The 24154-nt window shown below is 72.0% G+C and carries 22 protein-coding genes; 14 read left to right on the top strand and 8 right to left on the bottom strand.

What is annotated here, in order from left to right; translation table 11 throughout:
- Positions 1-51 precede the first annotated feature (51 nt).
- Positions 52-849, top strand: coding sequence for a hypothetical protein (locus QIS96_RS11695; protein WP_282542429.1), 798 nt, complete (start codon positions 52-54; stop codon positions 847-849).
- Here QIS96_RS11695 and QIS96_RS11700 read toward each other — a convergent pair.
- The 3 genes from QIS96_RS11700 to QIS96_RS11710 all read right to left on the bottom strand — a co-directional run bounded on the left by QIS96_RS11700 (position 829) and on the right by QIS96_RS11710 (position 3153).
- Positions 829-2349: a DHA2 family efflux MFS transporter permease subunit gene (locus tag QIS96_RS11700; RefSeq protein ID WP_282542430.1), complete on the bottom strand. Its 1521-nt coding sequence runs from the start codon at positions 2347-2349 to the stop codon at positions 829-831. The genes QIS96_RS11695 and QIS96_RS11700 overlap by 21 nt on opposite strands.
- 169 nt (positions 2350-2518) lie before the next feature.
- Positions 2519-2812: an MTH1187 family thiamine-binding protein gene (locus QIS96_RS11705; protein WP_282533136.1), complete on the bottom strand. Its 294-nt coding sequence runs from the start codon at positions 2810-2812 to the stop codon at positions 2519-2521.
- The gene (locus QIS96_RS11710; RefSeq protein ID WP_282542431.1) at positions 2809-3153 is read right to left on the bottom strand and encodes a DUF3817 domain-containing protein; all 345 of its coding nucleotides are present in this window, start codon (positions 3151-3153) and stop codon (positions 2809-2811) included. Before QIS96_RS11710 ends, QIS96_RS11705 begins: the two co-directional genes overlap by 4 nt.
- A 199-nt stretch (positions 3154-3352) precedes the next feature.
- Between QIS96_RS11710 and QIS96_RS11715 the strand changes: the two genes are divergently transcribed.
- From QIS96_RS11715 to QIS96_RS11730, 4 genes are all read left to right on the top strand, one after another.
- Positions 3353-3991, top strand: coding sequence for an AIM24 family protein (locus QIS96_RS11715; protein ID WP_282542432.1), 639 nt, complete (start codon positions 3353-3355; stop codon positions 3989-3991).
- Entirely contained in the window at positions 3991-4641 is a 651-nt protein-coding gene (locus QIS96_RS11720; protein WP_282542433.1) for an AIM24 family protein, read from the top strand. The genes QIS96_RS11715 and QIS96_RS11720 overlap by 1 nt, the downstream gene beginning before the upstream one ends.
- Positions 4638-5462, top strand: a complete 825-nt coding sequence (locus tag QIS96_RS11725) for an AIM24 family protein (protein ID WP_282542434.1) — start codon at positions 4638-4640, stop codon at positions 5460-5462. The genes QIS96_RS11720 and QIS96_RS11725 overlap by 4 nt, the downstream gene beginning before the upstream one ends.
- 143 nt (positions 5463-5605) lie before the next feature.
- Entirely contained in the window at positions 5606-6082 is a 477-nt protein-coding gene (locus QIS96_RS11730) for a MarR family winged helix-turn-helix transcriptional regulator (RefSeq protein ID WP_282542435.1), read from the top strand.
- 37 nt (positions 6083-6119) lie between these two features.
- Here QIS96_RS11730 and QIS96_RS11735 read toward each other — a convergent pair whose 3' ends face one another.
- The 4 genes from QIS96_RS11735 to QIS96_RS11750 form a co-directional block, all read right to left on the bottom strand.
- Positions 6120-7553, bottom strand: coding sequence for a sensor histidine kinase (locus QIS96_RS11735; RefSeq protein WP_282542436.1), 1434 nt, complete (start codon positions 7551-7553; stop codon positions 6120-6122).
- Positions 7550-8212: a response regulator transcription factor gene (locus QIS96_RS11740; RefSeq protein ID WP_282542437.1), complete on the bottom strand. Its 663-nt coding sequence runs from the start codon at positions 8210-8212 to the stop codon at positions 7550-7552. The genes QIS96_RS11735 and QIS96_RS11740 overlap by 4 nt, the downstream gene beginning before the upstream one ends.
- Positions 8213-9238: 1026 nt before the next feature.
- Entirely contained in the window at positions 9239-10195 is a 957-nt protein-coding gene (gene meaB, locus QIS96_RS11745; RefSeq protein WP_282542438.1) for a methylmalonyl Co-A mutase-associated GTPase MeaB, read from the bottom strand.
- A 56-nt stretch (positions 10196-10251) separates the two neighbouring features.
- Entirely contained in the window at positions 10252-11454 is a 1203-nt protein-coding gene (locus tag QIS96_RS11750; RefSeq protein ID WP_282542439.1) for an acetyl-CoA C-acetyltransferase, read from the bottom strand.
- 136 nt (positions 11455-11590) lie between these two features.
- On the opposite strand from QIS96_RS11750, the gene mce reads away from it, so the two are divergent.
- From mce to QIS96_RS11790, 8 genes are all read left to right on the top strand, one after another.
- Entirely contained in the window at positions 11591-12031 is a 441-nt protein-coding gene (gene mce / locus QIS96_RS11755; protein ID WP_282542440.1) for a methylmalonyl-CoA epimerase, read from the top strand.
- Between the two features lie 294 nt (positions 12032-12325).
- Positions 12326-16300 carry a polarized growth protein Scy gene (scy, locus tag QIS96_RS11760; RefSeq protein ID WP_282542441.1) on the top strand — a complete coding sequence of 1325 codons (3975 nt, stop codon included), beginning with the start codon at positions 12326-12328 and terminating at the stop codon, positions 16298-16300.
- A gap of 183 nt (positions 16301-16483) precedes the next feature.
- A complete protein-coding gene (locus QIS96_RS11765) occupies positions 16484-17422 on the top strand; it encodes a coiled-coil domain-containing protein (RefSeq protein ID WP_282542442.1) in 939 nt (312 codons plus the stop codon).
- A gap of 90 nt (positions 17423-17512) precedes the next feature.
- Positions 17513-18493 (top strand): ABC transporter ATP-binding protein, encoded by a 981-nt coding sequence (locus QIS96_RS11770; RefSeq protein ID WP_282542443.1) that lies wholly within the window; start codon positions 17513-17515, stop codon positions 18491-18493.
- A 4-nt stretch (positions 18494-18497) separates the two neighbouring features.
- The gene (locus QIS96_RS11775) at positions 18498-19268 is read left to right on the top strand and encodes an ABC transporter permease (RefSeq protein WP_282542444.1); all 771 of its coding nucleotides are present in this window, start codon (positions 18498-18500) and stop codon (positions 19266-19268) included.
- 135 nt (positions 19269-19403) lie between these two features.
- Positions 19404-20219, top strand: a complete 816-nt coding sequence (locus QIS96_RS11780; RefSeq protein WP_282542445.1) for a hypothetical protein — start codon at positions 19404-19406, stop codon at positions 20217-20219.
- 20 nt (positions 20220-20239) lie between these two features.
- Complete coding sequence (locus QIS96_RS11785; RefSeq protein WP_282542446.1) at positions 20240-21556, top strand: ABC transporter ATP-binding protein; 1317 nt, start codon at positions 20240-20242, stop codon at positions 21554-21556.
- Positions 21557-21684: 128 nt separating this feature from the next.
- Positions 21685-22554, top strand: a complete 870-nt coding sequence (locus QIS96_RS11790; protein ID WP_408907167.1) for an ABC transporter permease subunit — start codon at positions 21685-21687, stop codon at positions 22552-22554.
- Positions 22555-22577: 23 nt separating this feature from the next.
- Here the strand turns inward: QIS96_RS11790 and QIS96_RS11795 are convergent, their stop codons facing one another.
- Positions 22578-22910, bottom strand: coding sequence for an ATP/GTP-binding protein (locus tag QIS96_RS11795; protein WP_282542448.1), 333 nt, complete (start codon positions 22908-22910; stop codon positions 22578-22580).
- A gap of 213 nt (positions 22911-23123) precedes the next feature.
- Between QIS96_RS11795 and QIS96_RS11800 the strand changes: the two genes are divergently transcribed.
- Positions 23124-24152: an LLM class flavin-dependent oxidoreductase gene (locus tag QIS96_RS11800; RefSeq protein WP_282542449.1), complete on the top strand. Its 1029-nt coding sequence runs from the start codon at positions 23124-23126 to the stop codon at positions 24150-24152.
- Positions 24153-24154 lie beyond the last annotated feature (2 nt).

Below are 24154 nucleotides of genomic sequence, written 5' to 3' on the forward strand. Positions count from 1 at the left end.
GTTCCCCATTTCCGCAGTTACCCCATTCCGCCCTCATGCTCGGGAGATCTCATGCTGTGCACTCGGCGCACGCTTCGTACCGCCCTGCGTGTCCTGCCCGCCTCGGCGCTCGTCCTGGCCTCCGTGGCCATGGCTCCGGCCACCGCCGCCGAATCCCTGCCCGCCCACTGGTGCACCGTCAACGGGGAGGAGGCCCCTCCCGGTGAGCGGGTGGAGGGAACGCCGGGCCCCGACACGATCATGTGCGAGGGCGACGTGCAGAACGCCATCGTCTGGGGCGGCGGCGGCGCGGACAACATCCGGGTCAAGGGCCTGGTCGTCGACTCGTCGATCCTCGGCGGCGAGGGCGACGACCGGATCCAGGTCAACAACCTCTTCCCCCGCAACGCCGACTCGATGGTCCGTGGCGGGGCGGACGACGACACCATCATCACCGCGGTCGTGGTGGGCACGGCCGAGCACGGCGCCACCGTCCACGGCGACCACGGCGACGACGAGATCACCACGGGCACCGTGCAGGGTCAGCCCGGCACGTACCAGCGCGGCGGCGGCCAGGTGTTCGGCAACGACGGCGACGACGTGATCCGCACCAGCTCGGTCGACCTCGGCGGCCGGGTCGTCGGCGGCAGCGAGAACGACGTCATCGAGCCCAAGTCGCTGGGCGTCGAGTCCTCCGGGACCGTCCAGGGCGGGCCGGGCAACGACGTGGTCCAGGCGCCGGGCGGCGGGACCCTGACCATCGGCCCCGGCTGGGCGCAGGTCGACGGCGGTCCGGGAACCGACACGTGCAATGTGGAGCACGCCTCGACGGGCGACCGGATCCGCAGCTCAGTCGCGGGCTGCCCCTGACGGACGGCGGCCCCGGTGGGCGCCGTGGGTGCGCTCCACGGGCAGGCCGCCGGGCAGCATGAGAAAGGTCAGGACGGCCCCGGCGACGAAGATTCCCGCCGCTGCCGTGAAGACCGTGTGATAGCTCTCCAGGGCGGCCCGCGCCACGACATCCGGCGTGGGCCGCCTGCCTGCCAGATGCGCGGCCGCGGAGCCCGCGGCGAGGGTGCTCATCAGCGCCGTGCCGACCGAACCGCCGGTCTGCCGCATGGCGTTGACCGTGGCCGAGCCGACGCCGGCGTCGCGTGGGTCGACGCCCGCGGTGCCGAGGTTCATCGCGGCCGCCGTGATCAGGCCCATGCCGAGGCCGGTGGCGACCTGGCCCGGCACGATGTCCACGACGTACGGGCTGTCCGGTGAGAGGCCGGTCAGCCACGCCATGCCGGCCGCCGCGAGCAGCATGCCGCCGCTGACCCGCGCACGCGCGCCGAGCCTGCGGAACAGGCCCGTACCGCTGCCGATCGCGCTGAGCATGACGCAGCAGGACATCGGCATGAAGGCGAGCCCGGTCCTGGCGGGACCGTAGCCGCGGCTGTGCTGCAGGTAGTACGCGAGGAACAGGAAGACCCCGAACATGCCGAGGCCGGTGATGAACACGGCCACGAGAGCCGTCCCGCGGACCCGGTCGAGGACGATGCGCAGCGGCAGCAGCGGGTTGCGGGCCCGGCTCTGCCACCGCACGAAGCCGGCGAGCAGTACGGCGCCGGAGGCGAGGAAGCCCCAACTGCCGGGCGACGACCAGCCGTTGACGCCGGCCTGCGCGAGGCCGTAGACCACGCAGAAGAGTCCGGACGAGGCCAGGGCGGCGCCGGGCAGATCGAGTCGGGGCGGGGCGGTGGGCCGTTGCCGCCGGAGCAGCAGCGCACCTCCGGTGACGGCGACCGCGGCGAAGAGGACGTTGACGTAGAGCGTCGAACGCCAGCTCAGGTGCTCGGTGAGCAGGCCGCCCAGGAGCAGGCCCACCGCGCCGCCCGACGCGGCGAGGGCCCCGAACACGCCGAAGGCCTTGCCGCGTTCGGGGCCGACGAAGGTCGTGGTGAGCAGGGCAAGGGCGGCGGGTGCGAGCAGGGCGGCGCACACGCCCTGCAGGGCGCGGGCCGTGACCAGCATCTCGAAGCCGGTCGCGGCGCCGCCGAGCGCGGAGGCCGCGGCGAAGCCGATGTGGCCGATGAGAAAGGCGCGCCGGCGCCCGCACAGGTCGGCCACCCGCCCGCCGAGCAGCAGCAGCGTGCCGAAGGCCATGGCGTACGAGGTGACCACCCACTGGCGGCGGCTGTCGGAGAAGGCGAGGTCGGCCTGGGCGGAGGGCAGGGCGATGTTCACGATGGTGGCGTCGAGGACGACCATGAGCTGGGTGAGGCCGATGACCGCGAGGATCTTCCAGCGGCGCGGGTCGGGCGGCGCTGCGGTCTCGTGCTGCCCGCGGCCGGTGCGGGTTCCGCCCGTGGGCTCCGTTGCCATGCCGACTCCGTGAGGTGCGCGGGATCCTGCCTGAGCCCATCTGACCTGCTGCGGGGGCGGTGCGCATCCGGAGGAACCCCGGCATGCGGAACCCCGGCTTGCGGAGGAACCCCGGCAGGCAAAGAGCCCCCGCCGGGGCGGGGGCTCTCGGGGCGCTTCGCAGGGGCCGCTAGTCGGCGAGGTGGCGCTCCACCGTGTCGACCTTGGAGGTCATGCCGTCCGTCACGCCGGGGCGGATGTCGGCCTTGAGGACGACGGAGACGCGCGGGGCGCGGGCCTCGACGGCGGCGACGGCGCGCTTCACGACGTCCATCACCTCGTCCCATTCGCCCTCGATCGAGGTGAACATCGCGTCCGTACGGTTCGGCAGGCCGGACTCGCGGACGACGCGGACGGCGTCGGCGACGTACTCCCCCACGTCCTCACCGACGCCGAGCGGGGTCACCGAGAAGGCGACGATCATGCGGTGACCGTGCCTTCCTGGCGGGCGCGGGAGGCGATCACGGCGGCCTCGGCCTCGCGCTTCAGCTTCTTCTCGGCGAAGAAGCCGCCGGTGGGCAGCACGGAGAGAACGAAGTAGAGCGCGGCCCGCTTGACGTCCCACTTGGTGCGGTTCCAGGCGTCCAGCCAGAACAGCACGTAGAGGACGAACAGGATGCCGTGGATCGCGCCCATCACCGGCACCGCGTTGAAGTCCGTGGTGCGCTTGAGCACCGAGCAGACGAGCAGCAGCAGGAACGAGATGGCCTCCGGCGCGGAGACCAGGCGCAGGCGGCGGAGGGCGGAGGCGGTCTTGAGTTCCACGGGTCACCTTCGTCGGGGGGCGAATGCGGTAGGGGGCTCGCTTGCGCCGATCTTCTTGTGAAAGCACGCACAAGCTCGCTCCATTGTGGCAGCTGTCTTTGCCGACTCTTTATCAGGGTCGGGTTTCAGGGTCGGCTCAGGGACGGGTCAGGGTCGAAGGCCCTGTTCGTCCGGCGTACGCGCCGACTAACGTCGAGCCGTGGCTCAGTTCCGACTGCAAGGCAGCAAGGTGCTCGCCGTCTCCATGACGGGCGACGCCGTGAAGGCGAAGAACGGCTCGATGGTCGCGTACGACGGCCAGATGGCGTTCAAGAAGATGTCCGGCGGCGGCGACGGCATCCGCGGGATGGTGACGCGGCGCCTCACCGGCGAGCAGATGACCGTGATGGAGGTGAAGGGGCACGGCACCTGCTTCTTCGCCGACCGCGCGAGCGAGATCAACCTGGTCCAGCTGCAGAACGACACGTTGTACGTGGAGTCGAGCAACGTGCTGTGCACCGACGGCGGGCTGCGCACCGGCACCAGCTTCACCGGTCTGCGCGGCGCCTCGCAGGGCAACGGCCTGTTCACGACGACGATCGAGGGCACGGGGCAGGCGGCAATCATGTCGGACGGCCCCGCGGTGGTGCTCCGGGTGTCGCCGCAGTACCCGCTGAGCGTCGACCCGGGGGCGTACATCGCGCATCAGGGGAACGTGAGCCAGAGCTTCCAGTCCGGCGTGAACTTCCGCACGCTCATCGGCGAGGGCTCCGGGGAGTCCTTCCAGATCCGCTTCGAGGGCGACGGCCTGGTGTACGTCCAGCCCAGCGAGCGGAACACGATCGGCGGGGAGGTCTGATGCCGTTCCGTGAGGTCAACCCGAAGATGGTCGAGGCCACGGTCGCGCCAGGACAGCGGCTCTTCAGCCAGCGCGGGGCGATGCTCGCGTACAAGGGCGAGGTGTCTTTCACGCCCAACATGCAGGGCGGGCAGGGCGGTGTGATGTCGATGGTCGGGCGCCGGGTCGCGGGCGAGGCGACGCCGCTGATGACCGTCGAGGGCAGTGGCACGGTGCTGTTCGGGCACGGCGGCCACCACATCGAGGTGATCAACCTCGCCGGGGACACGCTGTACGTGGAGGCGGACCGGCTGCTCGCCTTCGACGGGACGTTGGAGCAGGGCACGATGTTCATGGGCTCGCAGGGCGGCGTGATGGGCATGGTGCGCGGCCAGGTCACGGGGCAGGGGCTGTTCACGACGACGCTGAAGGGCCACGGCGCGGTGGCGGTCATGGCGCACGGCGGCGTCATCGAGATCCCGATCACCCCGCAGTCCCCGGTCCACGTCGACCCGCAGGCATACGTCGCACACCACGGGGACGTACGCAACAAGCTGTCCACCGCGCTCGGCTGGCGGGACATGGTGGGGCGCGGCTCGGGCGAGGCGTTCCAGCTGGAGCTGTCCGGAAGCGGCGCGGTGTACGTCCAGGCATCGGAGGACAAGCTGTGAGCACGCCATACGGACACGCGGCGCACGGGCAGCCGGGCGGCCCGCAGGTCCTGGACCCGACGACGCTGCCGAGCGACGACAACGTCAATCCGTACACCTTCTGCGTGGAGTTGCAGGGGAGCCAGTGGTTCCTGCAGAAGGGGAAGATGATCGCCTACTACGGGTCGATCGACTTCCAGGGCATCGGGCACGGCCGCCTGGACCGCCTTGTGCGCACGTCGTTCCATTCGCCACTGCACGCGAGCGACTGGGTGGTGGCCGAGGGCAGCGGCAAGATGCTCCTCGCCGACCGGGCCTTCGACGTCAACTCCTTCGATCTGGACGAGGGCAACCTGACGATCCGCTCCGGGAACCTGCTCGCTTTTCAGCCAACTCTCGCGCTGAAGCAGAGCATCGTGCCGGGCTTCCTGACGCTCATCGGCACGGGCAAGTTCGTGGCGGCGAGCAACGGTCCGGTGGTGTTCATGGAGCCGCCGATCCGGGTGGATCCGCAGGCCCTGGTGGGTTGGGCGGACTGCCCTTCGCCGTGCCATCACTACGACCACGGGTACATGACGGGCGTCATGGGAGGCGTGCGCGCGCTGACCGGTCTCGGTGGGGTCTCGGGCGAGGAGCACCAGTTCGAGTTCGTGGGCGCGGGTACCGTGCTGCTGCAGTCGTCCGAGGCGCTCCTCGCCGAGCAGGCGACGGGGGTCACGCCGCAGGAGCCCGGGGTGCCGGGCGGCGGCACGGCGGGCGGGCAGGGCGGACACGGCGGTGGGCAGGGGGCACCGAGACTTCCCGGCCAGCTGGGAGACCTCCAGCGTCGCTTCGGGCTGTGAACGGTAGTCTGCGGAGTGTGACGGCCTCGAACAACGGCGTTCGAGCAGCGGCGAGAGCCGCCCCGCCGAGGCCGTCCGGACCGTGTGCGCCGTCACACCCCCCACACTCGTTCACTTTTCAACTTCTTAGGTAGAATCGATACATGGAGACCGAAACTGCCACCCACTGGCTGACCGAGGCCGAGCAGTGTGCGTGGCGCACACACCTCGAGGTCAACCGGCTGCTCACGTACCAGCTGGAGAAGGATCTGCAGCCCTTCGGCCTCACCATCAACGACTACGAGATCCTGGTCAACCTCTCCGAGTCCGAGGACCTGCGGATGCGGATGAGCGACCTGGCGACGGCCACGCTGCAGTCCAAGAGCCGTCTCTCGCACCAGATCACCCGCATGGAGAACGCCGGACTCGTCCGCCGCGAGCACTGCGAGTCGGACCGCCGCGGGCTCTACGGAGTCCTCACCGAGCAGGGCCTGGAGACCATGAAGAAGGTCGCCCCGCATCATGTGGAGTCCGTGCGCAAGCACTTCATCGACATGATGGACCCCGAGGCGCTTCAGCAGCTGCGCGCCACCCTCACCCCGATCGCCGAGCGCCTGCGCGCGGAGCGCGGCCGCCCCTGAATCTCGTACGGCAGGCTCTGCACGGGTCGAACTCCCGCTAGCTCAGCGGCAGTTCGACCCGGAACAGGGCCCCGCCGGCCGCTGATTCACCGACGGTCAGACGGCCGCCGTGACGGTCGACCACGTCGCGGGCGATGGCCAGACCGAGGCCCGCACCGCCGTCGTCGCGGCTGCGGGCGTCGTCGAGGCGTACGAACCGCTGGAAGATCCGCTCCCGCTCCTCGACCGGCACCCCGTCCCCGTCGTCCGCGACCGTGAGGACCGCGCGGCGGCCCTCGGCGCGCGCCTCGACCGTGATCCGGGAGTGCGCGTGCCGCTGCGCGTTGTCCACGAGATTGCCCAGCACCCGGCCCAACTGCGAGCGGGAACCGGCCAGTTCGGCGCCCTCGACGACGGTCACCGCCACCGGGATCCGGTCGCCGGCGCGCTGCGAGACCTCCTCGCGCACGAACGCCGCCAGGTCGAGGCGCGCCTCGCCCGGCCGCTCCCCCGCGTCGAGGCGGGCGAGCAGCAGCAGGTCGGCGGCGAGCTGCTGCAGCCGTACGGTGTCCTCGACCGCGCCGTCCAGGTCCAGCAACTCCGGGTGGGCCGCGGCCACTTCGAGCTGGGTGCGGAGCGAGGCGATCGGGCTGCGCAGCTCGTGCGAGGCGTCCGCGACGAACCGGCGCTGCCGCTCCACGCTCGCCTCCAGGGCCGTCAGGGTCTCGTTGGTGGTACGCGCGAGCCGCGCCACCTCGTCGTGCGAGTCCGGCTCGGGCACCCGCCGGGAGAGGTCCTCCGAGGCCGTGATCGCGGCCATCTCGGCGCGGATGCCCTCCACGGGGCGCAGCGCGCGCCGGGTGACGAGCCAGGTCGTGCCGCCGACCACCACGAGCAGGGCGGGAAAGCCGATCAGCATCGAAGTGGCGGCCGTGCTGACCGCGCTGTGCTGCGCCTCCAGGGGCGCGCCCGCGTAGACCAGGACCTTCTCGTCGCGGTGGTCGCTCACCTCGACCTCGGCGAAGCGGTACTCGGCCTCGTCGCCGTCGACGGTGGCCCGGCCCGTGCTGTGCCGGCTGACCTCGCCGAGCTCGCCGGCCTCCGGGGCGTCCTGCTCGTCGTCCCCTCCCTCTCCTCCTTCGCCGTCCTCCTGGCGGGCATCGGGGTTCCGCACCGGCCGGACCTCGGCCACACCGGTCCCCCGGACCGCCTCCAGGTCCTCCGAGGCGGCGAGCACCCGGTCGTCCTCGTCGACGACCTGCACCGGATGGTCCTCGCCGTCGGGGAGTTCGAGGCCCTTGTACGGGGTACGGGCGGCGATCTGCGAGGCGACCTGGCGGGCCGCGTTGTCCGCCTCGGCGTCGGCCTGGTCGCTCAGGTTGCTGCGCAGCGAGAGCAGCACGGCGACCCCGGCGGCGACCAGGGCCACGGCGACGACGAGGGTGGCGCCGAGCGTGGCCTTCGCGCGGATCGACCCGAACATGCGGCTCACCGCGACTCCAGGCGGTAGCCGGCGCCGCGCACCGTCTTGATGAGGGTCGCGCCCAGCTTGCGGCGCAGGGCGCTGATGTAGACCTCGACGATGTTCGGGTCACCGTCGTACGCGAAGTCCCAGACGTGCTCCAGGATCTCGGCCTTGGACACGACGGTCCCGGCGCGCGTCGCGAGCTGCTCCAGAACCGCGAACTCCTTTGCCGTGAGCGTCACTTCGCTGCCGTCGCGGTGGACCCTGCGGGCGGCCGTGTCGATCTCGATCGCGCCGAGCGAGATCACCGGCGAGGGCCCGCCGGTGCCGCGCCGCCGCAGCAGCGCCTTGATCCGGGCGACCAGGACGACGTACGAGAACGGCTTGGTCAGATAGTCGTCGGCGCCGGTGTCCAGGCCCTCGGCCTCGTCGTACTCGCCGTCCTTGGCGGTCAGCATCAGGATCGGCACGTCGTGTCCTGCTGCGCGCAGGGCGGCGCAGACGCGGTAGCCGTTCATGCCGGGCAGCATGATGTCCAGTACGACCAGGTCGTACACGCCCTCGCCGGCGCGGTGCAGGCCTTCCAGGCCGTCGTGGACGACGTCCACGGCGTAGCCCTCGGCGGTGAGGCCCTTGGCCAGGGACAGGGCGAGTCTCTTCTCGTCCTCGACGATCAGCAGGCGCATGGGGATCAGGGTCCCAGACGGTTCCTGAACGGTTCCTGAAGGCGGGTTTCTTTCCCGTAAGCCCTGCGGACAGCTCCGGGGGCTACGCCCCCGCACCCCCCTTCCCGGGGCTACGCCCCACCCTCTCTGCCCGGGGCTGCCGCCCCTGGCCCCCACCGCGGGGCTCCGCCCCGGACGCTGTTTCGGGGGCCAGCCCCCGGACCCCACCCCGGGCTCCGCCCCGGACCCCACCTCGGGGGCCGTTCCGGGGGCCGTTCCGGGGGCCGTTCCGGGGGCCAGCCTCCGGACCCCCGCTCCTCAAACGCCGGAGGGGCTGGGTTTCCCCCCGATGCCGGGTGCTGGATTTGCCCGCCCTCAGATGCCAGAGGGTGGATTTACCCCTGGGGCGGGATCTTGCGAACTCGGGGGAGCGACGGGCCCCGACAGGGGCGCGGGGAACTGCGCGACCAGCCACAGCGGCGCGGCAGCCGAACGACAGCCGGGACCGGGGTCCGGGGCCGCGCCCCGAAGCTGCCGCAGGCTTTCGGGAAGGGGTGGGGAGGGGATCAAAGAGAGCCCGTCCGGCGCTTGAGGACGAGGCCGGAGGCCGACGAGGGAAGCGGGTCTGGGGCGCAGCTCCAGAAGACCGAACCCTGGACGACGGCGCGGGTCGGCCCAGCTGGACCGCCGAGCCGAAGCCAGGACTACCGCCCGGGACGGGCCACTTGGACCGCCGAGCCCAAGCCAGGACTACCGCACGGCCCCGACCACCTGGACCACTGAGCCCGAGCCACAACCACCGCACGGCCCCGACCAGCTGGACAGCTGAGCCCAAACCACGACCACCGGCCCGGGACGGACCACCTGGACCACTGAGCCCGAGCCACAACCACCGCACGGCCCCGACCAGCTGGACAGCTGAGCCCAAACCACGACCACCGGGCCGGGACGGACCACCTGGACCACTGAGCCCGAGCCAGAACCACCGCCCAGAACAGACCAGTTGAGCCCGAACCGCAACCACAGCCCGCCCCCGACCGCCCCCGCTCAGGACGACGTAAGTCCCGCCACCAACTCATCCGCCCCCGCATACGGATCCAGCTCGCCCGCCACGATCCGCTCGGCGAGGGCGGACAGGCGGCGGTCGCCGTGCAGGTCTGCGATGCGTTCGCGGAGGGCCGTGACGGCGATCGTCTCGACCTCGCCCGCGGCCCGCGCCCTGCGGCGCTCGGCGAGCACGCCGTGTTCCTCCATCCACGCGCGGTGCTTCTCCAGGGCCTCGACGACCTCGTCGACGCCCTCCCCGCGCGCCGCGACCGTCTTCACGATCGGCGGCCGCCAGTCGCCGGGGCCGCGGGATTCACCGAGGCCCAGCATGTGGTTGAGCTCGCGGGCCGTCGCGTCCGCACCGTCGCGGTCGGCCTTGTTCACCACGTACACGTCGCCGATCTCCAGGATTCCGGCCTTCGCCGCCTGGATGCCGTCGCCCATGCCGGGGGCGAGGAGTACGACGGACGTGTCGGCCTGCGAGGCGATCTCCACCTCGGACTGGCCGACGCCGACGGTCTCGACGAGGATCACGTCGCACCCGGCCGCGTCCAGGACGCGGATCGCCTGCGGCGCGGCCCAGGCGAGCCCGCCGAGGTGGCCGCGGGTGGCCATCGAGCGGATGTAGACCCCCGGGTCGGAGGCGTGGTCCGACATCCGCACCCGGTCGCCGAGCAGCGCACCGCCGGAGAACGGCGAGGACGGGTCGACGGCGAGCACGCCGACCCGCTTCCCGGCCCGCCGGTACGCCGAGACGAGCGCCGACGTGGAAGTCGACTTGCCGACACCCGGCGAGCCCGTCAGGCCCACCACGTACGCGTTGCCGGCGAGCGGGGCGAGCGCCGCCATCACCTCGCGCAGCTGCGGGGACGCCCCCTCCACCAGTGAGATCAGCCGGGCCACGGCCCTCGGCCTGCCCTCGCGTGCCTGAGCCACCAGGGTGGGGACGTCCTGCATCTCTGCTCCCGTTCTGTTGCTACGCGTACGAACGACGGACGGTGTACGTCAGGCCGTCAGGCCTTCGGGACCTTGACGACCAGCGCGTCGCCCTGACCGCCGCCGCCGCACAGCGCGGCCGCGCCGACGCCGCCGCCCCGGCGCTTCAGCTCCAGGGCGAGGTGCAGGACGAGACGGGCGCCGGACATGCCGATGGGGTGGCCGAGGGCGATCGCACCACCGTTGACGTTCACCTTTTCCGGGGTAACGCCCAGGTCCTTCATTGACTGTACGGCGACGGCGGCGAACGCCTCGTTGATCTCGATCAGGTCGAGGTCGTCGACGCTCAGGCCGTCCTTCTTCAGGGCGTGCAGAATCGCGTTGGACGGCTGCGACTGCAGCGAGTTGTCCGGGCCCGCGACGTTGCCGTGCGCGCCGATCTCGGCGATCCAGTCGAGGCCCAGCTCCTCGGCCTTGGCCTTGCTCATCACGACGACCGCGGCGGCGCCGTCGGAGATCTGCGAGGCGGTGCCCGCGGTGATCGTGCCGTCCTTGGCGAAGGCCGGGCGGAGCTTGCCGAGGGACTCGACGGTGGTCTCGCCGCGGATGCCTTCGTCCTTGGCGAAGACGACCGGCTCGCCCTTGCGCTGCGGGATCTCGACCGGCGTGATCTCGGCGTCGAAGAGGCCGTTCTTCTGCGCGGCCGCGGCCCGCTGGTGGGACTGCGCGGCGATCTCGTCCTGCTCGGGACGGGCGATGCCGAGGCGGGTGTTGTGCTTCTCCGTGGACTCGCCCATGGCGATGCCCTCGAAGGAGTCGGTCAGGCCGTCGTGCGCCATCGCGTCGAGCATCTCGATCGCGCCGTACTTGAAGCCCTCACGGGACTTGGGGAGCAGGTGCGGCGCGTTGGTCATGGACTCCTGACCACCGGCCACGACGACGTCGAACTCGCCGGCGCGGATCAACTGGTCGGCCAGGGCGATCGCGTCGAGCCCGGACAGACACACCTTGTTGACGGTGAGCGCCGGGACGTTCATCGGAATGCCGGCCTGCACAGCGGCCTGCCGCGCGGGGATCTGCCCGGCCCCGGCCTGCAGGACCTGGCCCATGATCACGTATTGGACCTGGTCGCCGCTGACGCCCGCGCGGTCGAGCGCGGCCTTGATCGCGACGCCGCCGAGGTCGGCTCCGGAGAAGGACTTGAGGGAACCAAGGAGTCGTCCCATGGGCGTACGGGCCCCTGCGACGATCACCGAGGTCGTGCTGTTCGTTCCAGACATGAGGCGCGGCCCCTTGGATGAGGAGTGAACGAGGGTTTACCTCAAATGTACTGAGCGGTACCGCCAGAGGTCACCGGCCTGCCGGTGTGATCGCGCGCACGTTGCGTGACGAGGGTCGAGGCGCTGCACTGTTCGCATGCTGACACGCATCGACCACATCGGGATCGCCTGCCACGACCTGGAGAAGACCGTCGACTTCTACACGTCGACGTACGGCTTCGAGGTCTTCCACACCGAGGTCAACGAGGAACAGGGGGTGCGCGAGGCCATGTTGAAGATCAACGAGACCTCCGACGGCGGCGCCTCCTACCTCCAGCTCCTCGAGCCCATCCGGGAGGACTCCACCGTCGCCAAGTGGCTGGACAAGAACGGCGAGGGGGTGCACCACATCGCCTTCGGCACCGCCGACGTCGACGCGGACGCTGCCGCGATCAAGGACAAGGGTGTGCGGGTGCTCTACGGCGAGCCGCGGATCGGCTCGATGGGGTCCCGGATCACCTTCCTGCACCCCAAGGACTGCCACGGAGTCCTCACCGAACTGGTCACTTCCGCGACGGAGCCCTCTCAGGACCACTGACCTCCGCTTCCCTGGGCCGGTAGGGTTGGGGGCGGCCGTCGCGTGGATCGGGCGGCCGTTGTCCGGGGTCCGGGGTCGCCCCGGGGTCACTGGGGGTCGAGCGGCGGCTGCGTCTGGGCGGCAGCCCCTCGAACGCCGTTGATCTGTCACCATTCCCCGGGGGCCCCGTTCGGCCGATGAACGGTGCTCGCTTGCAGAACTTGCGACCAGGAGTGGGGCTCCCCTGCTCTGGGGGCACCACCCAGCGACAGCTGGGGGAGATGCCGAGAGCTCGGGGAAGGATGGGACCGCGCAGTGCGGGGCTACGAACGCCAGGACAACTCGCGGGCTGAGACCGGCCGGACCGACAGTCTCTCGCGGTTCGAGGCCGAGATGGATCGGCTGAAGACCGAGCGGGAGAAGGCCGTTCAGCACGCCGAGGACCTCGGCTACCAGGTCGAGGTGCTGCGCGCCAAGCTGCACGAGGCACGCCGCAGCCTCGCGTCCCGTCCTGCCTACGACACCGCCGATCTCGGTTACCAGGCCGAGCAGTTGCTGCGGAACGCCCAGATCCAGGCCGACCAGCTGCGCGCCGACGCGGAGCGCGAACTGCGGGACGCCCGCGCCCAGACCCAGCGCATCCTGCAGGAGCACGCCGAGCAACAGGCCCGCCTGCAGGCCGAGCTGCACTCCGAGGCCGTGTCCCGGCGCCAGCAGCTCGACCAGGAGCTCAACGAGCGCCGCCAGACCGTCGAGTCGCACGTCAACGAGAACGTGGCCTGGGCCGAGCAGCTCCGGGCCCGCTCCGAGCAGCAGGCCCGCCGCCTCGTCGACGAGTCGCGTACGGAGGCCGAGCAGGCGCTTGCCGCCGCCCGCGCCGAGGCCGAGCGGCTCACCACCGAGGCACGGCAGCGCCTCACCAGCGAGGCCGAGGCCGGCCGGGCCGAGGCCGAGACGATCCTGCGCCGGGCCCGCGCCGAGGCCGAGCGCCTCCTGAACGCCGCGTCGACGCAGGCCCAGGAGGCCGCCGACCACGCCGAACAGCTGCGTTCGACGACGGCGACCGAGAGCGAGCAGGCCCGCCGCCAGTCCGCCGAGCTGAACCGCACCGCCGAGCAGCGGATGACCGAGGCCGAGACGGCGCTGCGCGAGGCGCGGGCCGAGGCGGAGAAGGTCGTCGCCGAGGCCACCGAGTCCGCGTCGAAGGCCCTGGCCACCGCGGAGGCCACCAACGAGCAGCGCACGCGTACGGCCAAGGAGCAGGTGGCCCGGCTCGTCGGCGAGGCGACCAAGGAGTCCGAGGCCGCCAAGGAGGAGGCCGCGCAGGCCCTCGCCGACGCCCGCGCCGAGGGCGAGAAACTGATCGCCGAGGCCGCCGAGAAGGCTCGTACGATCACGGCCGAGGAGACCGCGACGCAGCTGGCCGCGGCCGCGCGCAGCGCCGAGGAGGCGCTCAACAAGGCCGCGGAGGACGCCAAGAAGACCACCAAGGCCGCGAGCGACGAGGCGGAGCGGATCCGCAGCGAGGCCGAGGCCGAGGCGGACCGCCTGCGCGCCGAGGCGCACGACATCGCGGAGGAGCTCAAGGGCGCCGCGAAGGACGACACCAAGGAGTACCGCGCCAAGACGGTCGAGCTGCAGGAGGAGGCGCGCAGGCTGCGCGGCGAGGCCGAGCAGCTGCGGGCCGAGGCGGTCTCCGAGGGCGAGAAGATCCGCGCCGAGGCCCGGCGCGAGGCGGTGCAGAAGATCGAGGAGGCCGCGGCCTCCGCCGAGGAGCTGCTCACCAAGGCGCGCGGCGACGCCGAGGAGCTGCGCACCGCGGCCAGCGCGGACGCCGAGAAGGTCCGTACCGAGGCCATCGAGCGCGCGACGTCGTTGCGCAAGCAGGCCGAGGAGACCCTGGAGCGCACCCGCGCCGAGGCCGAGCGGCACCGCGACGAGGCCCAGGAGCAGGCCGAGGCCACCAAATCGGAGGCCGAGGAGGCCGCGCGGCAGCTGCGCCAGGAGGCCGACGAGGCGATCGAGCGCCGACAGGCCGAGGCCGCCGAGGAGTTGACGCGGCTTCGCACCGAGGCCGAGGAGCGCCTCAGCTCGGCGGAGACGGCGCTGCAGGACGCCCGTACCGAGGCCGAGCGGATCCGGCGCGAGGCCGCGGACGAGACGGAGCGGCTGCGCACCGAGGCCGCCGAGCGCGTGCGCACGCTGCAGGCGCAGGCCGAGAAGGAGGCCGAGCGACTGCGTGACGAGGCGGCCGCGGAGGCCTCCCAGTCGCGGGCCGAGGGCGAGGCCGTCGCCGTACGCCTGCGCAGTGAGGCCGCGACGGAGGCCGAGCGGCTCAAGGCCGAGGCGCAGGAGACCGCGGACCGGGTGCGCGCGGAGGCCGCGGCCGCCGCCGAGCGGGTCTCCACGGAGGCGGCCGAGGCGCTGTCCGCCGCCCAGGAGGAGGCCGCGCGGCGCCGCCGGGAGGCCGAGGAGCTGCTCAACTCGGCGCGTACGGAGGCCGATCAGGAGCGGGAGCGGGCCCGCGAGCAGAGCGAGGAGCTGCTCGCCGCGGCGCGCAAGCGGGTCGAGGAGGCACAGGCCGAGGCGCATCGCCTGGTCGAGGAGGCGGACCAGCGGGCCGGCGATCTGGTCGCCGCGGCCGAGCTGACGGCGCAGCAGGTGCGGGACTCCGTGGCCGGTCTGCACGAGCAGGCGCAGGAGGAGATCACCGGCCTGCGCTCGGCCGCCGAGCACGCCGCGGAGCGCACGCGCGGCGAGGCCACCGAGGAGGCGGAGCGGGTCCGCTCGGACGCGTACGCGGAGCGGGAGCGCGCGGCCGAGGACGCGGCGCGGCTGCGGCGTGAGGCCCAGGAGGAGACGGACGCCGCCAAGTCCCTTGCGGAGCGCACGGTTTCGGAGGCGCTCGCGGAGGCCGAGCGGCTCAAGTCGGAGGCGACGGAGCACGCGCAGCGGGCGCGTACGGAGGCGTCCGAGCGGCTCTCCACGGCCGAGCAGGACGCTTCGCGCACGCGCGCCGAGGCCCGCGACGACGCCAACCGGATCCGTACGGACGCGGCGGAGCAGGCCGACCGCCTGATCGGCGAGGCCAGTTCGGAGGCCGAGCGGCTGCAGTCGGAGACGCAGGCCGCGGCGGAGCAGCTGCGCACGGAGACGCAGGCCGCCGCCGACCAGCTGCGTACGGAGACCGAGGCCGCGGCCGAGCAGTTGCGGGCCGAAAGCCAGGCCGCGGCGGACCAACTGCGCGCAGAGACCCGCGCGGAGGCGGACCGTCAGCTGGCCGAGGCGAGCGGCGAGGCGGAGCGGCTGCGCGCGGAGGCGGCGGAGACGGTCGGCTCGGCGCAGCAGCACGCGGAGCGGATCCGCAGCGAGGCCGAGCGGGTCAAGGCGGAGGCCGCCGCGGAGGCGGAGCGGCTGCGCGCCGAGGCGCAGGCCGAGGCGGAGAAGACGCGCGACGAGGCCCGCGCGGACGCCAACAAGCGTCGTACGGAGGCCGCCGAGCAGGTCGACAAGCTGATCACGGAGTCGACGGCCGAGGCGGAGAAGCTGACGGCCAAGGCGCGCGAGAAGGCGCTGAAGACGACGGCGGACGCGGAGACGCAGGCGGACACGATGGTCGGCGCTGCCCGCAACGAGGCGGAGCGCCTGGTCTCCGAGGCGCGTACGGAAGGCCACTCGATGGTCGAGAAGGCGCGTACGGACGCGGACGAACTCCTCGTCGGCGCACGCCGGGACGCGACCCAGATCCGGGACCGCGCCGAGGAGCTGCGCGAGCGGGTCACCGGCGAGATCGAGGAGCTGCACGAGCGGGCGCGGCGCGAGTCGGCGGAGCAGATGAAATCTGCGGGAGAACGCTGTGACGCCCTGGTGAAGGCGGCCGAGGAACAGTTGGCCGAGGCGCAGGCGAAGGCCAAGGAGCTGCGGGCGGACGCCGATTCGGAGGCGAGCAAGGTGCGCATCTCCGCCGTGAAGAAGGCGGAGGGGCTCATCAAGGAGGCCGAGCAGCGGAAGGCCGAGGCCGTGCGGGAGGCCGAGCGCGTCAAGTCGGAGGCCGAGCGCGAGGCGGCGCGGCTCGTCGAGGAGGGGCAGCGCGAGTTGGACGTCCTGGTGCGCAGGCGCGAGGACATCAACGCCGAAATCTCCCGCGTTCAGGACGTCTTGGAAGCCCTGGAGTCCTTCGAGGTGCCCTCGGCGGGCGGCGGCGGGAAGGCGGGCGGCGGCTCCGGCGGCGTCAAGGCCGGTGCGACGGTCGGGGCCCCTCGTTCGGGTGGGAAGTCGTCCGAGAACTAGCCGGAACGCCATCTTCCGTGCTCGGCAAGGGTGTTGGGGCACCCCGCTGGCAAGCCGTCCGGCCATGAGCCACCCAAAAGGGGTGTCATTCTCCAGATCAAACGGGCAACTGCTCGATGACACGCCGCTTCGACCCCTAGGATTCCTCCTAACACCTCACCGGTCTCAGTTGACAGGAACCCCATGAGCGACACTTCCCCCTACGGCTTCGAGCTTGTGCGGCGTGGGTACGACCGCGCTCAGGTGGACGAACGTATCTCCAAGCTCGTCTCCGACCGTGACTCCGCTCTCGCTCGTATCACTGCTCTGGAAAAGCGCATCGAGGAGCTCCACCTCGAGACGCAGAACGCCCAGGCGCAGGTGAACGACGCGGAGCCGTCGTACGCCGGCCTCGGCGCCCGCGTCGAGAAGATCCTCCGGCTCGCCGAGGAGGAGGCCAAGGACCTGCGCGAGGAGGCCCGTCGGGCCGCCGAGCAGCACCGCGAGCTCGCCGAGTCCGCCGCCCAGCAGGTGCGCAACGACGCCGAGGCGTTCGCCGCCGAGCGCAAGGCCAAGGCCGAGGACGAGGGCGTCCGGATCGTCGAGAAGGCCAAGGGCGAGGCGAACGCGCTGCGCACCGAGGCCCAGAAGGACGCGCAGTCCAAGCGCGAAGAGGCGGACGCGCTCTTCGAGGAGACCCGCGCCAAGGCCGCGCAGGCCGCCGCCGACTTCGAGACCAACCTCGCCAAGCGCCGCGAGCAGTCCGAGCGCGACCTGGCCTCGCGTCAGGCCAAGGCCGAGAAGCGCCTCGCCGAGATCGAGCACCGCGCCGAGCAGCTGCGCCTGGAGGCCGAGAAGCTGCGTACGGACGCGGAGCGTCGCGCGCGCCAGACGGTGGAGACCGCGCAGCGTCAGGCCGAGGACATCGTGGCGGACGCCAACGCCAAGGCCGACCGCATCCGCAGCGAATCCGAGCGCGAGCTGGCGGCCCTGACCAACCGTCGCGACTCGATCAACGCGCAGCTGACCAACGTGCGCGAGATGCTGGCCACCCTCACCGGTGCCGCCGTGGCCGCGCAGGCCGCGCCCGGCGGCGAGGAGGAGCCGGTCAGCCGCGGTGTTCCCGCGCAGCAGACCCGGTGATCGCACGGCTGCTGCCGTGATGCGCTGAGCCGGAGCGAGCCCCCTGTCACTCAAGTGGCAGGGGGCTTTCTCCCGTTTTAGCGTGGCCGCATGATCGAGCTCGAGGGCCTGACGAAGCGGTTCGGGGAGAAGGTCGCGGTCAACCACCTCACCTTCACCGTCAGACCCGGCGTCGTCACCGGCTTCCTCGGGCCCAACGGCGCGGGCAAGTCGACCACGATGCGGATGATGCTGGGCCTGGACCGGCCCACGGCGGGCGATGTGCGGATCGACGGCCGGCACTACGACCAGATCCGGCACCCGCTCAAGTACATCGGCGCCCTCCTCGACGCCAAGGCCATGCACGGCGGGCGCAGCGCCTTCAACCACCTGCTGTGCCTGGCGCAGTCCAACGGCATCCCGAAGTCGCGGGTGGCCGAGGTGCTCGACACGGTCGGCCTGACCGCCGTCGCGAAGAAGAAGGCCAAGGGCTTCTCGCTCGGCATGGGGCAGCGGCTCGGCATCGCGGGCGCGCTGCTCGGGGACCCGCAGATCCTGATGTTCGACGAGCCGGTCAACGGCCTCGACCCCGAGGGCATCCACTGGATCCGGAATCTGATGAAGGGGCTCGCGGCGCAGGGCCGTACGGTCTTCGTCTCCTCGCATCTGATGTCCGAAATGGCGCTCACCGCCGACCACTTGGTCGTCATCGGCCAGGGCCGTCTCCTCGCGGACACCTCGATGGCCGACTTCATCCGGCAGAACTCCCGGTCGTACGTACGGCTGCGCTCACCGCAGCAGGAACGGCTCAGGGACGTCCTGCGGCAGGCCGGGATCCCCGCTGTCGAGGCCGGAAACGGAACCCTGGAGGTGGACGGCGCGCGGTCGGAGCAGGTCGGTGAGCTGGCCGCCGAGCACCATCTCGTCCTCCATGAACTCAGCCCGCAGCAGGCGTCCCTGGAGGAGGCGTTCATGCAGTTGACCGCCGAGTCGGTGGAGTACCACGCGCATTCCGAGACGGGGCCGCCGGACACCAACGGGTGGGGCGAGCAGTGGGCACGGCAGCAGCGGCGGACGAAGGCGGGGAGTTGAGCGGATGTCCTCGGGACGCGTACTCAAGTCGGAGTGGACCAAGATCCGTTCGGTGGCGTCGACGGTGTGGACCCTCGGCCTCGCCGTCGTCGTGACGATCGGGCTCGGCCTGCTCATCTCGATCCTCGCCAAGAACGACTTCGCCGACATGAACGCCCGTGACCGGCTCACCTTCGACCCGACCGCGATCAGCTTCGCGGGCATGGGGCTCGGGCAGCTGGCGATGATCGTGTTCGGGGTGCTCGTGGTGTCGAACGAGTACAGCACCGGGATGATCCGCACCTCGCTCGCGGCGGTGCCGCAGCGGGCGGCGTTCCTGTTCAGCAAGATCGCGGTGGCCACGGGGCTCGCCCTCGTGGTGGCCATGGCGACCAGCTTCATCACGTTCTTCGTCGGCCAGGCCGCGATGGGCGACCAGCGGGCGGCGCTCGGCGACCCCGGGGTGCTGCGGGCGGTGATCGGCGGCGGGCTCTACATGACGCTGATCGCGGTCTTCTCCATGGGCGTCGCCGCGATGCTGCGCAGCCCGATGCTGTCGCTCGGCATCCTCATGCCGTTCTTCTTCCTGGTCTCCAGCATCCTCGGCAACGTCTCGGCCACGAAGAAGATCGGCCAGTTCCTGCCGGACCAGGCGGGCCAGAAGATCATGCAGGTGGTCAGCCCGCTGGACGACGACACTCCGTACGGGCCGTGGGGCGGGTTGGCGATCATGGTGGGGTGGGTGGCCGTCGCCGTCTTGGGCGGGTATGTACTGCTCAAGCGGAGGGATGCGTAGGGGTTGCGTGGGGCGCCTACGGGGTTGCCTCTGATTGTTTCGTCGGCGGGTGCGGGCCGTCTCGGGCTGAGCGCGCAGTTCCCCGCGCCCCTTCGGGGCGCACCCGCTGAGGCCGGTCGTCAGCAGGAGGCAGTCATGGAAGGGCGGACTCTTCTCGAACTCGGGCTCGCCGTCGTGCCGTTCGAGGAGCCGTTGACGTATCCGGGGCGACCCGTGCCCTGGCCCGCCCTGCTGCGCGGGGACCGGCTGCTGCGGCTCGACGGCGCGGAGGGTCCCCTCGGTGCGCTGCGCGTCGAGCGCGGCGGGCCCCGGCTCGACCAGGTCCTGGACGACCTGGAGCGCCGCCACCCCGTGCTCGCCGTCGGCTCCAACGCCTGCCCCGCCCAGGTCGCGTACAAGCTCAGACAGCGGTCCCTCGGCTCGGACGTGCCGATGATCCCGGTCCCGGTGCGCGGCATCGGCGTCGGGTGCTCCGCACATGTCGGGCGCGCCGGGTATGTGGCCGCCGCGCCCTACCCGGACCCGGACCGCAGCCGCACTCTCGTCCTCAGCTGGCTCGACGACGCGCAGCTGGCCGCCGTGGACGACACCGAGCTGCCGAACTACCGGCGCCGCTGGCTGGACGAGACGTACGTCATGGGCTCCGGGGCGTGGATCTACACCGGCGAGCGGGGCGTGCTCGCCGGGCCCGACGGGCTGCCGCTGGCCGCGGGCGAACAGGGCGCGCTGCTCGCCGGGCTGCTCGCGGCCTCGGCGGCGCTGCGCGCGCTGCTCGGGCCCGACGCGCGGTCCTGGGTGAAGGCGGCGCGGGCCGACGCGGCCGTGCGCGACGAGGCCGCCCGGCTCTTCGCGGACGAGTGTCGGGTCATTCACCCGACTTGGCCGGAACCGTCAAGGCGTGGATATCCTCCTAACCCTTACGGGGGCGTGAGCACTGCCCCGACGACCTGACCACTCGATGGGTGCGGAGAATGATCGAGGCAACCGGCCTGACCAAGCGCTACGGCGCGAAGACGGCCGTGTACAACCTTTCCTTCCAGGTCCGGCCGGGCACCGTCACCGGCTTCCTCGGGCCTAACGGCTCGGGCAAGTCCACGACGATGCGGATGATCCTCGGGCTCGACAACCCCACGTCCGGGCGCGTCACGATCGCCGGACACCCCTACCGCAAGCTGCCGAACGCGCCCCGCCAGGTCGGTGCGCTGCTCGACGCCAAGGCGGTGCACGGCGGCCGGCACGCCCGCAACCACCTCCTCTCGCTCGCCCAGCTGTCCGGCATTCCGGCCAGCCGGGTCGACGAGGTACTCGGCGTCGTGGGCCTGCGGGACGTGGCGAAGAAGCGGTCCAACGGCTTCTCCCTCGGCATGGGGCAGCGGCTCGGCATCGCCGCCGCGCTCCTCGGCGACCCGCAGGTGCTGCTCTTCGACGAGCCGGTCAACGGCCTGGACCCGGAGGGCATCCTCTGGGTCAGGAACCTGATGAAGTCGCTCGCCGCCGAGGGCCGTACAGTCTTCGTCTCCTCGCACCTGATGTCCGAAATGGCGCTGACCGCCGAGCACTTGATCGTGATCGGCCGCGGCCAGCTGCTCGCCGACATGAGCGTCCGCGAGTTCATCGCGGCCAACTCGGCGGGCTTCGCGCGCGTACGCACGCCCGAGACCGAGCCGGAGCAGCGCGAGAAGCTGACGTCGGCGCTGACCGAGGCGGGCGGCCAGGTACTGCCCGAGCAGGACGGCGCGCTGCGCGTCACGGGCCTGCCGCTGCCGCGCATCAGCGACCTCGCGCACGACGCGGACGTACGCCTGTGGGAGCTCTCGCCGCACCAGGCGTCCCTGGAAGAGGCGTACATGCGGCTCACGCAGGGCGCGGTGGACTACCGCTCCACGGCCGACCAGCTGGGCGGATTCCAGCAGCCGCAGGCCGCGGGCATGCCGCCGGGGATGGCGCCGGGCATGGCGCCGCCGGTGCCGGTGCCGGGTCAGGACCAGCCGGGCTGGTACCCGCCGCCGGCCCCGCAGCAGGGCGGCCGGCCCAACCCGTACGCGGCTCAGCAGGGCCAGCCCCCGCAGGCTCAGCCTCCGCAGGCACAGGCGCCGGAGCACACGGCGATGCTGCGCACGCTGCCCGCCCCGCAGGAGCAGCAGGCGCCGGAGCACACGGCGATGCTCCGCAAGCTCCCCGAGCCGCAGCAGCCTCAGCCGGGACAGCAGGCCCAGCAGCCGCAGGCCCAGCCGCTTCCGCCCGCCGCAGAACCGACCAAGAGCGACGACGAGGACGCCACCCGATGAGCACTCCACCCCCGCCCTCCGCGCCGCAGCAGCCGCCCCACCAGCCCCCGTCCATGCCGCCCGCTCCCCCGCAGGGCCAGCCCGCGCAGCAGCCGCAACCGCAGCAGCCGCCGCAGGAGCACACCGCGATGCTGCGCACCCTGCCGGCCCCGCAGGACCAGCAGGCCCAACAGGCCCAGCAGCAGTGGCAGTCGGGCCCGCCCGTGGACACGTACGTCTCGCCGATCCCGATCACGAAGACGAACCTCGGGCACGCGCTCGCCTCGGAGTGGACGAAGATCCGCAGCGTGCGCTCCACGATGTGGACGCTCGGCGTGATGCTCGTCCTGGTCCTCGGCATCGGCACGCTCGTCGGCGTCGTCGCCGCCGCGTCCGACGTGAGCAGCACCGGGGCGTCCGCCATCGGGCTCGGCTCCTTCGGCGTGATGCTCGGCATGCTGTGCGTGGTGACGCTCGGCGTCCTGACCATCGCCTCCGAGTACGGCACCGGCATGATCCGTACGACGACCACCGCCTGCCCCTCGCGCAGCCGCATCCTGGCCGCGAAGGCGATCGTGTTCTTCGTCCTGGTCTTCGTCATCACGACGATCGCGACCGCGCTCGTGGCCGCGCTGCAGACCAGCATGGTCGACGCGGTGAGCGCGACCGGCGAGGAGTGGCTGCGCGGCACGGTCGGCGTGGGCCTCTTCGTCGCGACCCTCGGCCTGCTGTCGCTCGCCGTGGGCGCCCTCGTACGGCACTCCGCCGGGGCCATCACGATCATGATCGGCGTGGTCCTGCTGCCGCTGGTGCTCGCGATGTTCATGTTCTCGGAGTCCATGAAGGACGTGCAGGAGTTCCTGCTGCAGTACTCGATCCCGAGCCAGCTGGTCGCGCTGTACGGCGACTCGCTCGCCAGCTCGGGGCCGACGGGCTGGGAGCCGCTCTGGATCATGCTCGGCCTGGCGGCGCTCGCCCTCGCCGGCGCGTTCGCCTCCACCGAGTCCAGGGACGTCTGACCCCGGGCCCCGCGAAGGGAAGCTCAGAACCTCGGCGCGTTACGGGACCGCTGCACCCGCGTGGTGCGGCGGTCCCGCGCGTTCCAGCACGCCTTGTGCCAGTGCCTGCGGTCGTCGACGCCCGCGCCGTGCTCCGGCCAGGCCACCACGTGCGGCACGGACGAGCGGATCTCCTGGTCGCAGCCGGGGCAGCGGTACGTCTTGCCGGGCCCGCCCGAACCCGCGACGTGCCGGACGCTGAACTCCTCGCCCTGCCACGACTCGGTGAACTGATGCCCGCCGTAACGCGGACGGTCGTCGTCCGCTCCCCTGCCGTTGGAGCCTGCGCCCTTGGGGCGGTTGCGGCGCGGAGACACGGGACACCTCACGTGCGTACGGAAGCCGGTGGACCGCTCCAGCCTACGCGCCGCCGGTCGGGGTACCCGAACCTCGCCGGGACGACCGTCCTTCCGGGGCACTCTCCCGTATGAAAATGGGCCAACCTGTATGCCAGGCCGTGCCTTTGGCACGTGCTGCGCGTTGTTGCCCTTAGGGGATGGGCCGCGTCGGCGCCGAGAGGCAGGAGTGCGATGCGTGTAGGAAGTTTTGTACTGGCCGCGCAGTTTCCCGGCCAGGGCCAGGGAGAGGCGCTGCACCGGGCCCTGCGCATCGGCGAGGTCGCCGAGGAGTCCGGACTCGACTCGGTCTGGCTGGCCGAGCACCACTTCGTGCCGTACGGGGTGTGCCCTTCGGCGACGACGTTCGCGGCGTTCCTGCTCGGCCGCACCCGGCGCATCCGCGTCGGCACCGCGGTGAGCGTGCTGCCGACGCAGCATCCGGTGGCCCTCGGCGAGCAGGCCGCGCTCCTCCACCTCACCAGCGGCGGCCGCTTCACGCTCGGCGTGGGGCGCGGCGGTCCGTGGGTGGACCTGGAGGTCTTCGGCAAGGACGTCGGGGCGTACGAGCACGGCTTCCCGGAAGCCCTCGACCTGCTCCTCGACTGGCTGCGCGAGCCACGGGTCGGGGCATCGGGCGAGCAGTTCAACTTCCGTGAGGTGGCGGTGGTTCCGCGTCCCGACGAGGCCCTCGCCGGACCGGCGGGACCGGAGGTCGTGCTGGCCTGCACCTCGCCGGCGAGCGTCCGGCGCGCGGCCGAGCGCGGACTGCCGATGCTGCTCGGCATGCACGTCGGGGACGAGGAGAAGGCCGAGATGGTGGCGCTGTGGCGGTCCAGCGCGCTCGCCGCCGGGCACTCTCCGGACGTCGTACGGGCCGCGGGGCATGTCTCGGCCGGGGTGGCGCAGGTCGCGGACCGCGGCGCGCAGGCGGCGGAGGCGCTCCTGAAGGCGATGCCGGGCTGGCTGAAGCAGGGCCTGGACGCGCATGTGACGGTCGACGGCCGGGCGCGGCGGATGCGGGACCCGCTCGCGTACACCGAGATGCTCTGCCGGATCCACCCGGTGGGCACGCCCCGGCTGTGCGCCGACCGGCTCGCCGCGACCGCGGAGCGCACCGGCATCACACGGTTCGCGCTGCTCATGGAGGGCTCCGGGGACCTGGCGGCGACGGAGGAGAACGTGCGCCGGATCGGCGCGGAGGTGCTGCCGCAGCTCGGTTGAGG

Origin of the sequence: Streptomyces cavernicola (genome assembly GCF_029968035.1) — a bacterium.
In the GTDB taxonomy this organism is placed as follows: Bacteria; Actinomycetota; Actinomycetes; order Streptomycetales; family Streptomycetaceae; genus Streptomyces; species Streptomyces cavernicola.

Coding starts and splice junctions, on each gene's coding strand:
- QIS96_RS11700 (WP_282542430.1), bottom strand. CDS start 2,349: ATGGCAACGGAGCCCACGGGCGGAACCCGCACCGGCCGCGGGCAGCAC.
- QIS96_RS11790 (WP_408907167.1), top strand. CDS start 21,685: ATGCTGCGCACCCTGCCGGCCCCGCAGGACCAGCAGGCCCAACAGGCC.
- QIS96_RS11775 (WP_282542444.1), top strand. CDS start 18,498: ATGTCCTCGGGACGCGTACTCAAGTCGGAGTGGACCAAGATCCGTTCG.
- meaB (WP_282542438.1), bottom strand. CDS start 10,195: ATGCAGGACGTCCCCACCCTGGTGGCTCAGGCACGCGAGGGCAGGCCG.
- QIS96_RS11800 (WP_282542449.1), top strand. CDS start 23,124: ATGCGTGTAGGAAGTTTTGTACTGGCCGCGCAGTTTCCCGGCCAGGGC.
- QIS96_RS11780 (WP_282542445.1), top strand. CDS start 19,404: ATGGAAGGGCGGACTCTTCTCGAACTCGGGCTCGCCGTCGTGCCGTTC.
- QIS96_RS11765 (WP_282542442.1), top strand. CDS start 16,484: ATGAGCGACACTTCCCCCTACGGCTTCGAGCTTGTGCGGCGTGGGTAC.
- QIS96_RS11740 (WP_282542437.1), bottom strand. CDS start 8,212: ATGCGCCTGCTGATCGTCGAGGACGAGAAGAGACTCGCCCTGTCCCTG.
- QIS96_RS11730 (WP_282542435.1), top strand. CDS start 5,606: ATGGAGACCGAAACTGCCACCCACTGGCTGACCGAGGCCGAGCAGTGT.
- QIS96_RS11705 (WP_282533136.1), bottom strand. CDS start 2,812: ATGATCGTCGCCTTCTCGGTGACCCCGCTCGGCGTCGGTGAGGACGTG.
- mce (WP_282542440.1), top strand. CDS start 11,591: ATGCTGACACGCATCGACCACATCGGGATCGCCTGCCACGACCTGGAG.
- QIS96_RS11785 (WP_282542446.1), top strand. CDS start 20,240: ATGATCGAGGCAACCGGCCTGACCAAGCGCTACGGCGCGAAGACGGCC.
- QIS96_RS11770 (WP_282542443.1), top strand. CDS start 17,513: ATGATCGAGCTCGAGGGCCTGACGAAGCGGTTCGGGGAGAAGGTCGCG.
- QIS96_RS11720 (WP_282542433.1), top strand. CDS start 3,991: ATGCCGTTCCGTGAGGTCAACCCGAAGATGGTCGAGGCCACGGTCGCG.
- QIS96_RS11750 (WP_282542439.1), bottom strand. CDS start 11,454: ATGTCTGGAACGAACAGCACGACCTCGGTGATCGTCGCAGGGGCCCGT.
- QIS96_RS11695 (WP_282542429.1), top strand. CDS start 52: ATGCTGTGCACTCGGCGCACGCTTCGTACCGCCCTGCGTGTCCTGCCC.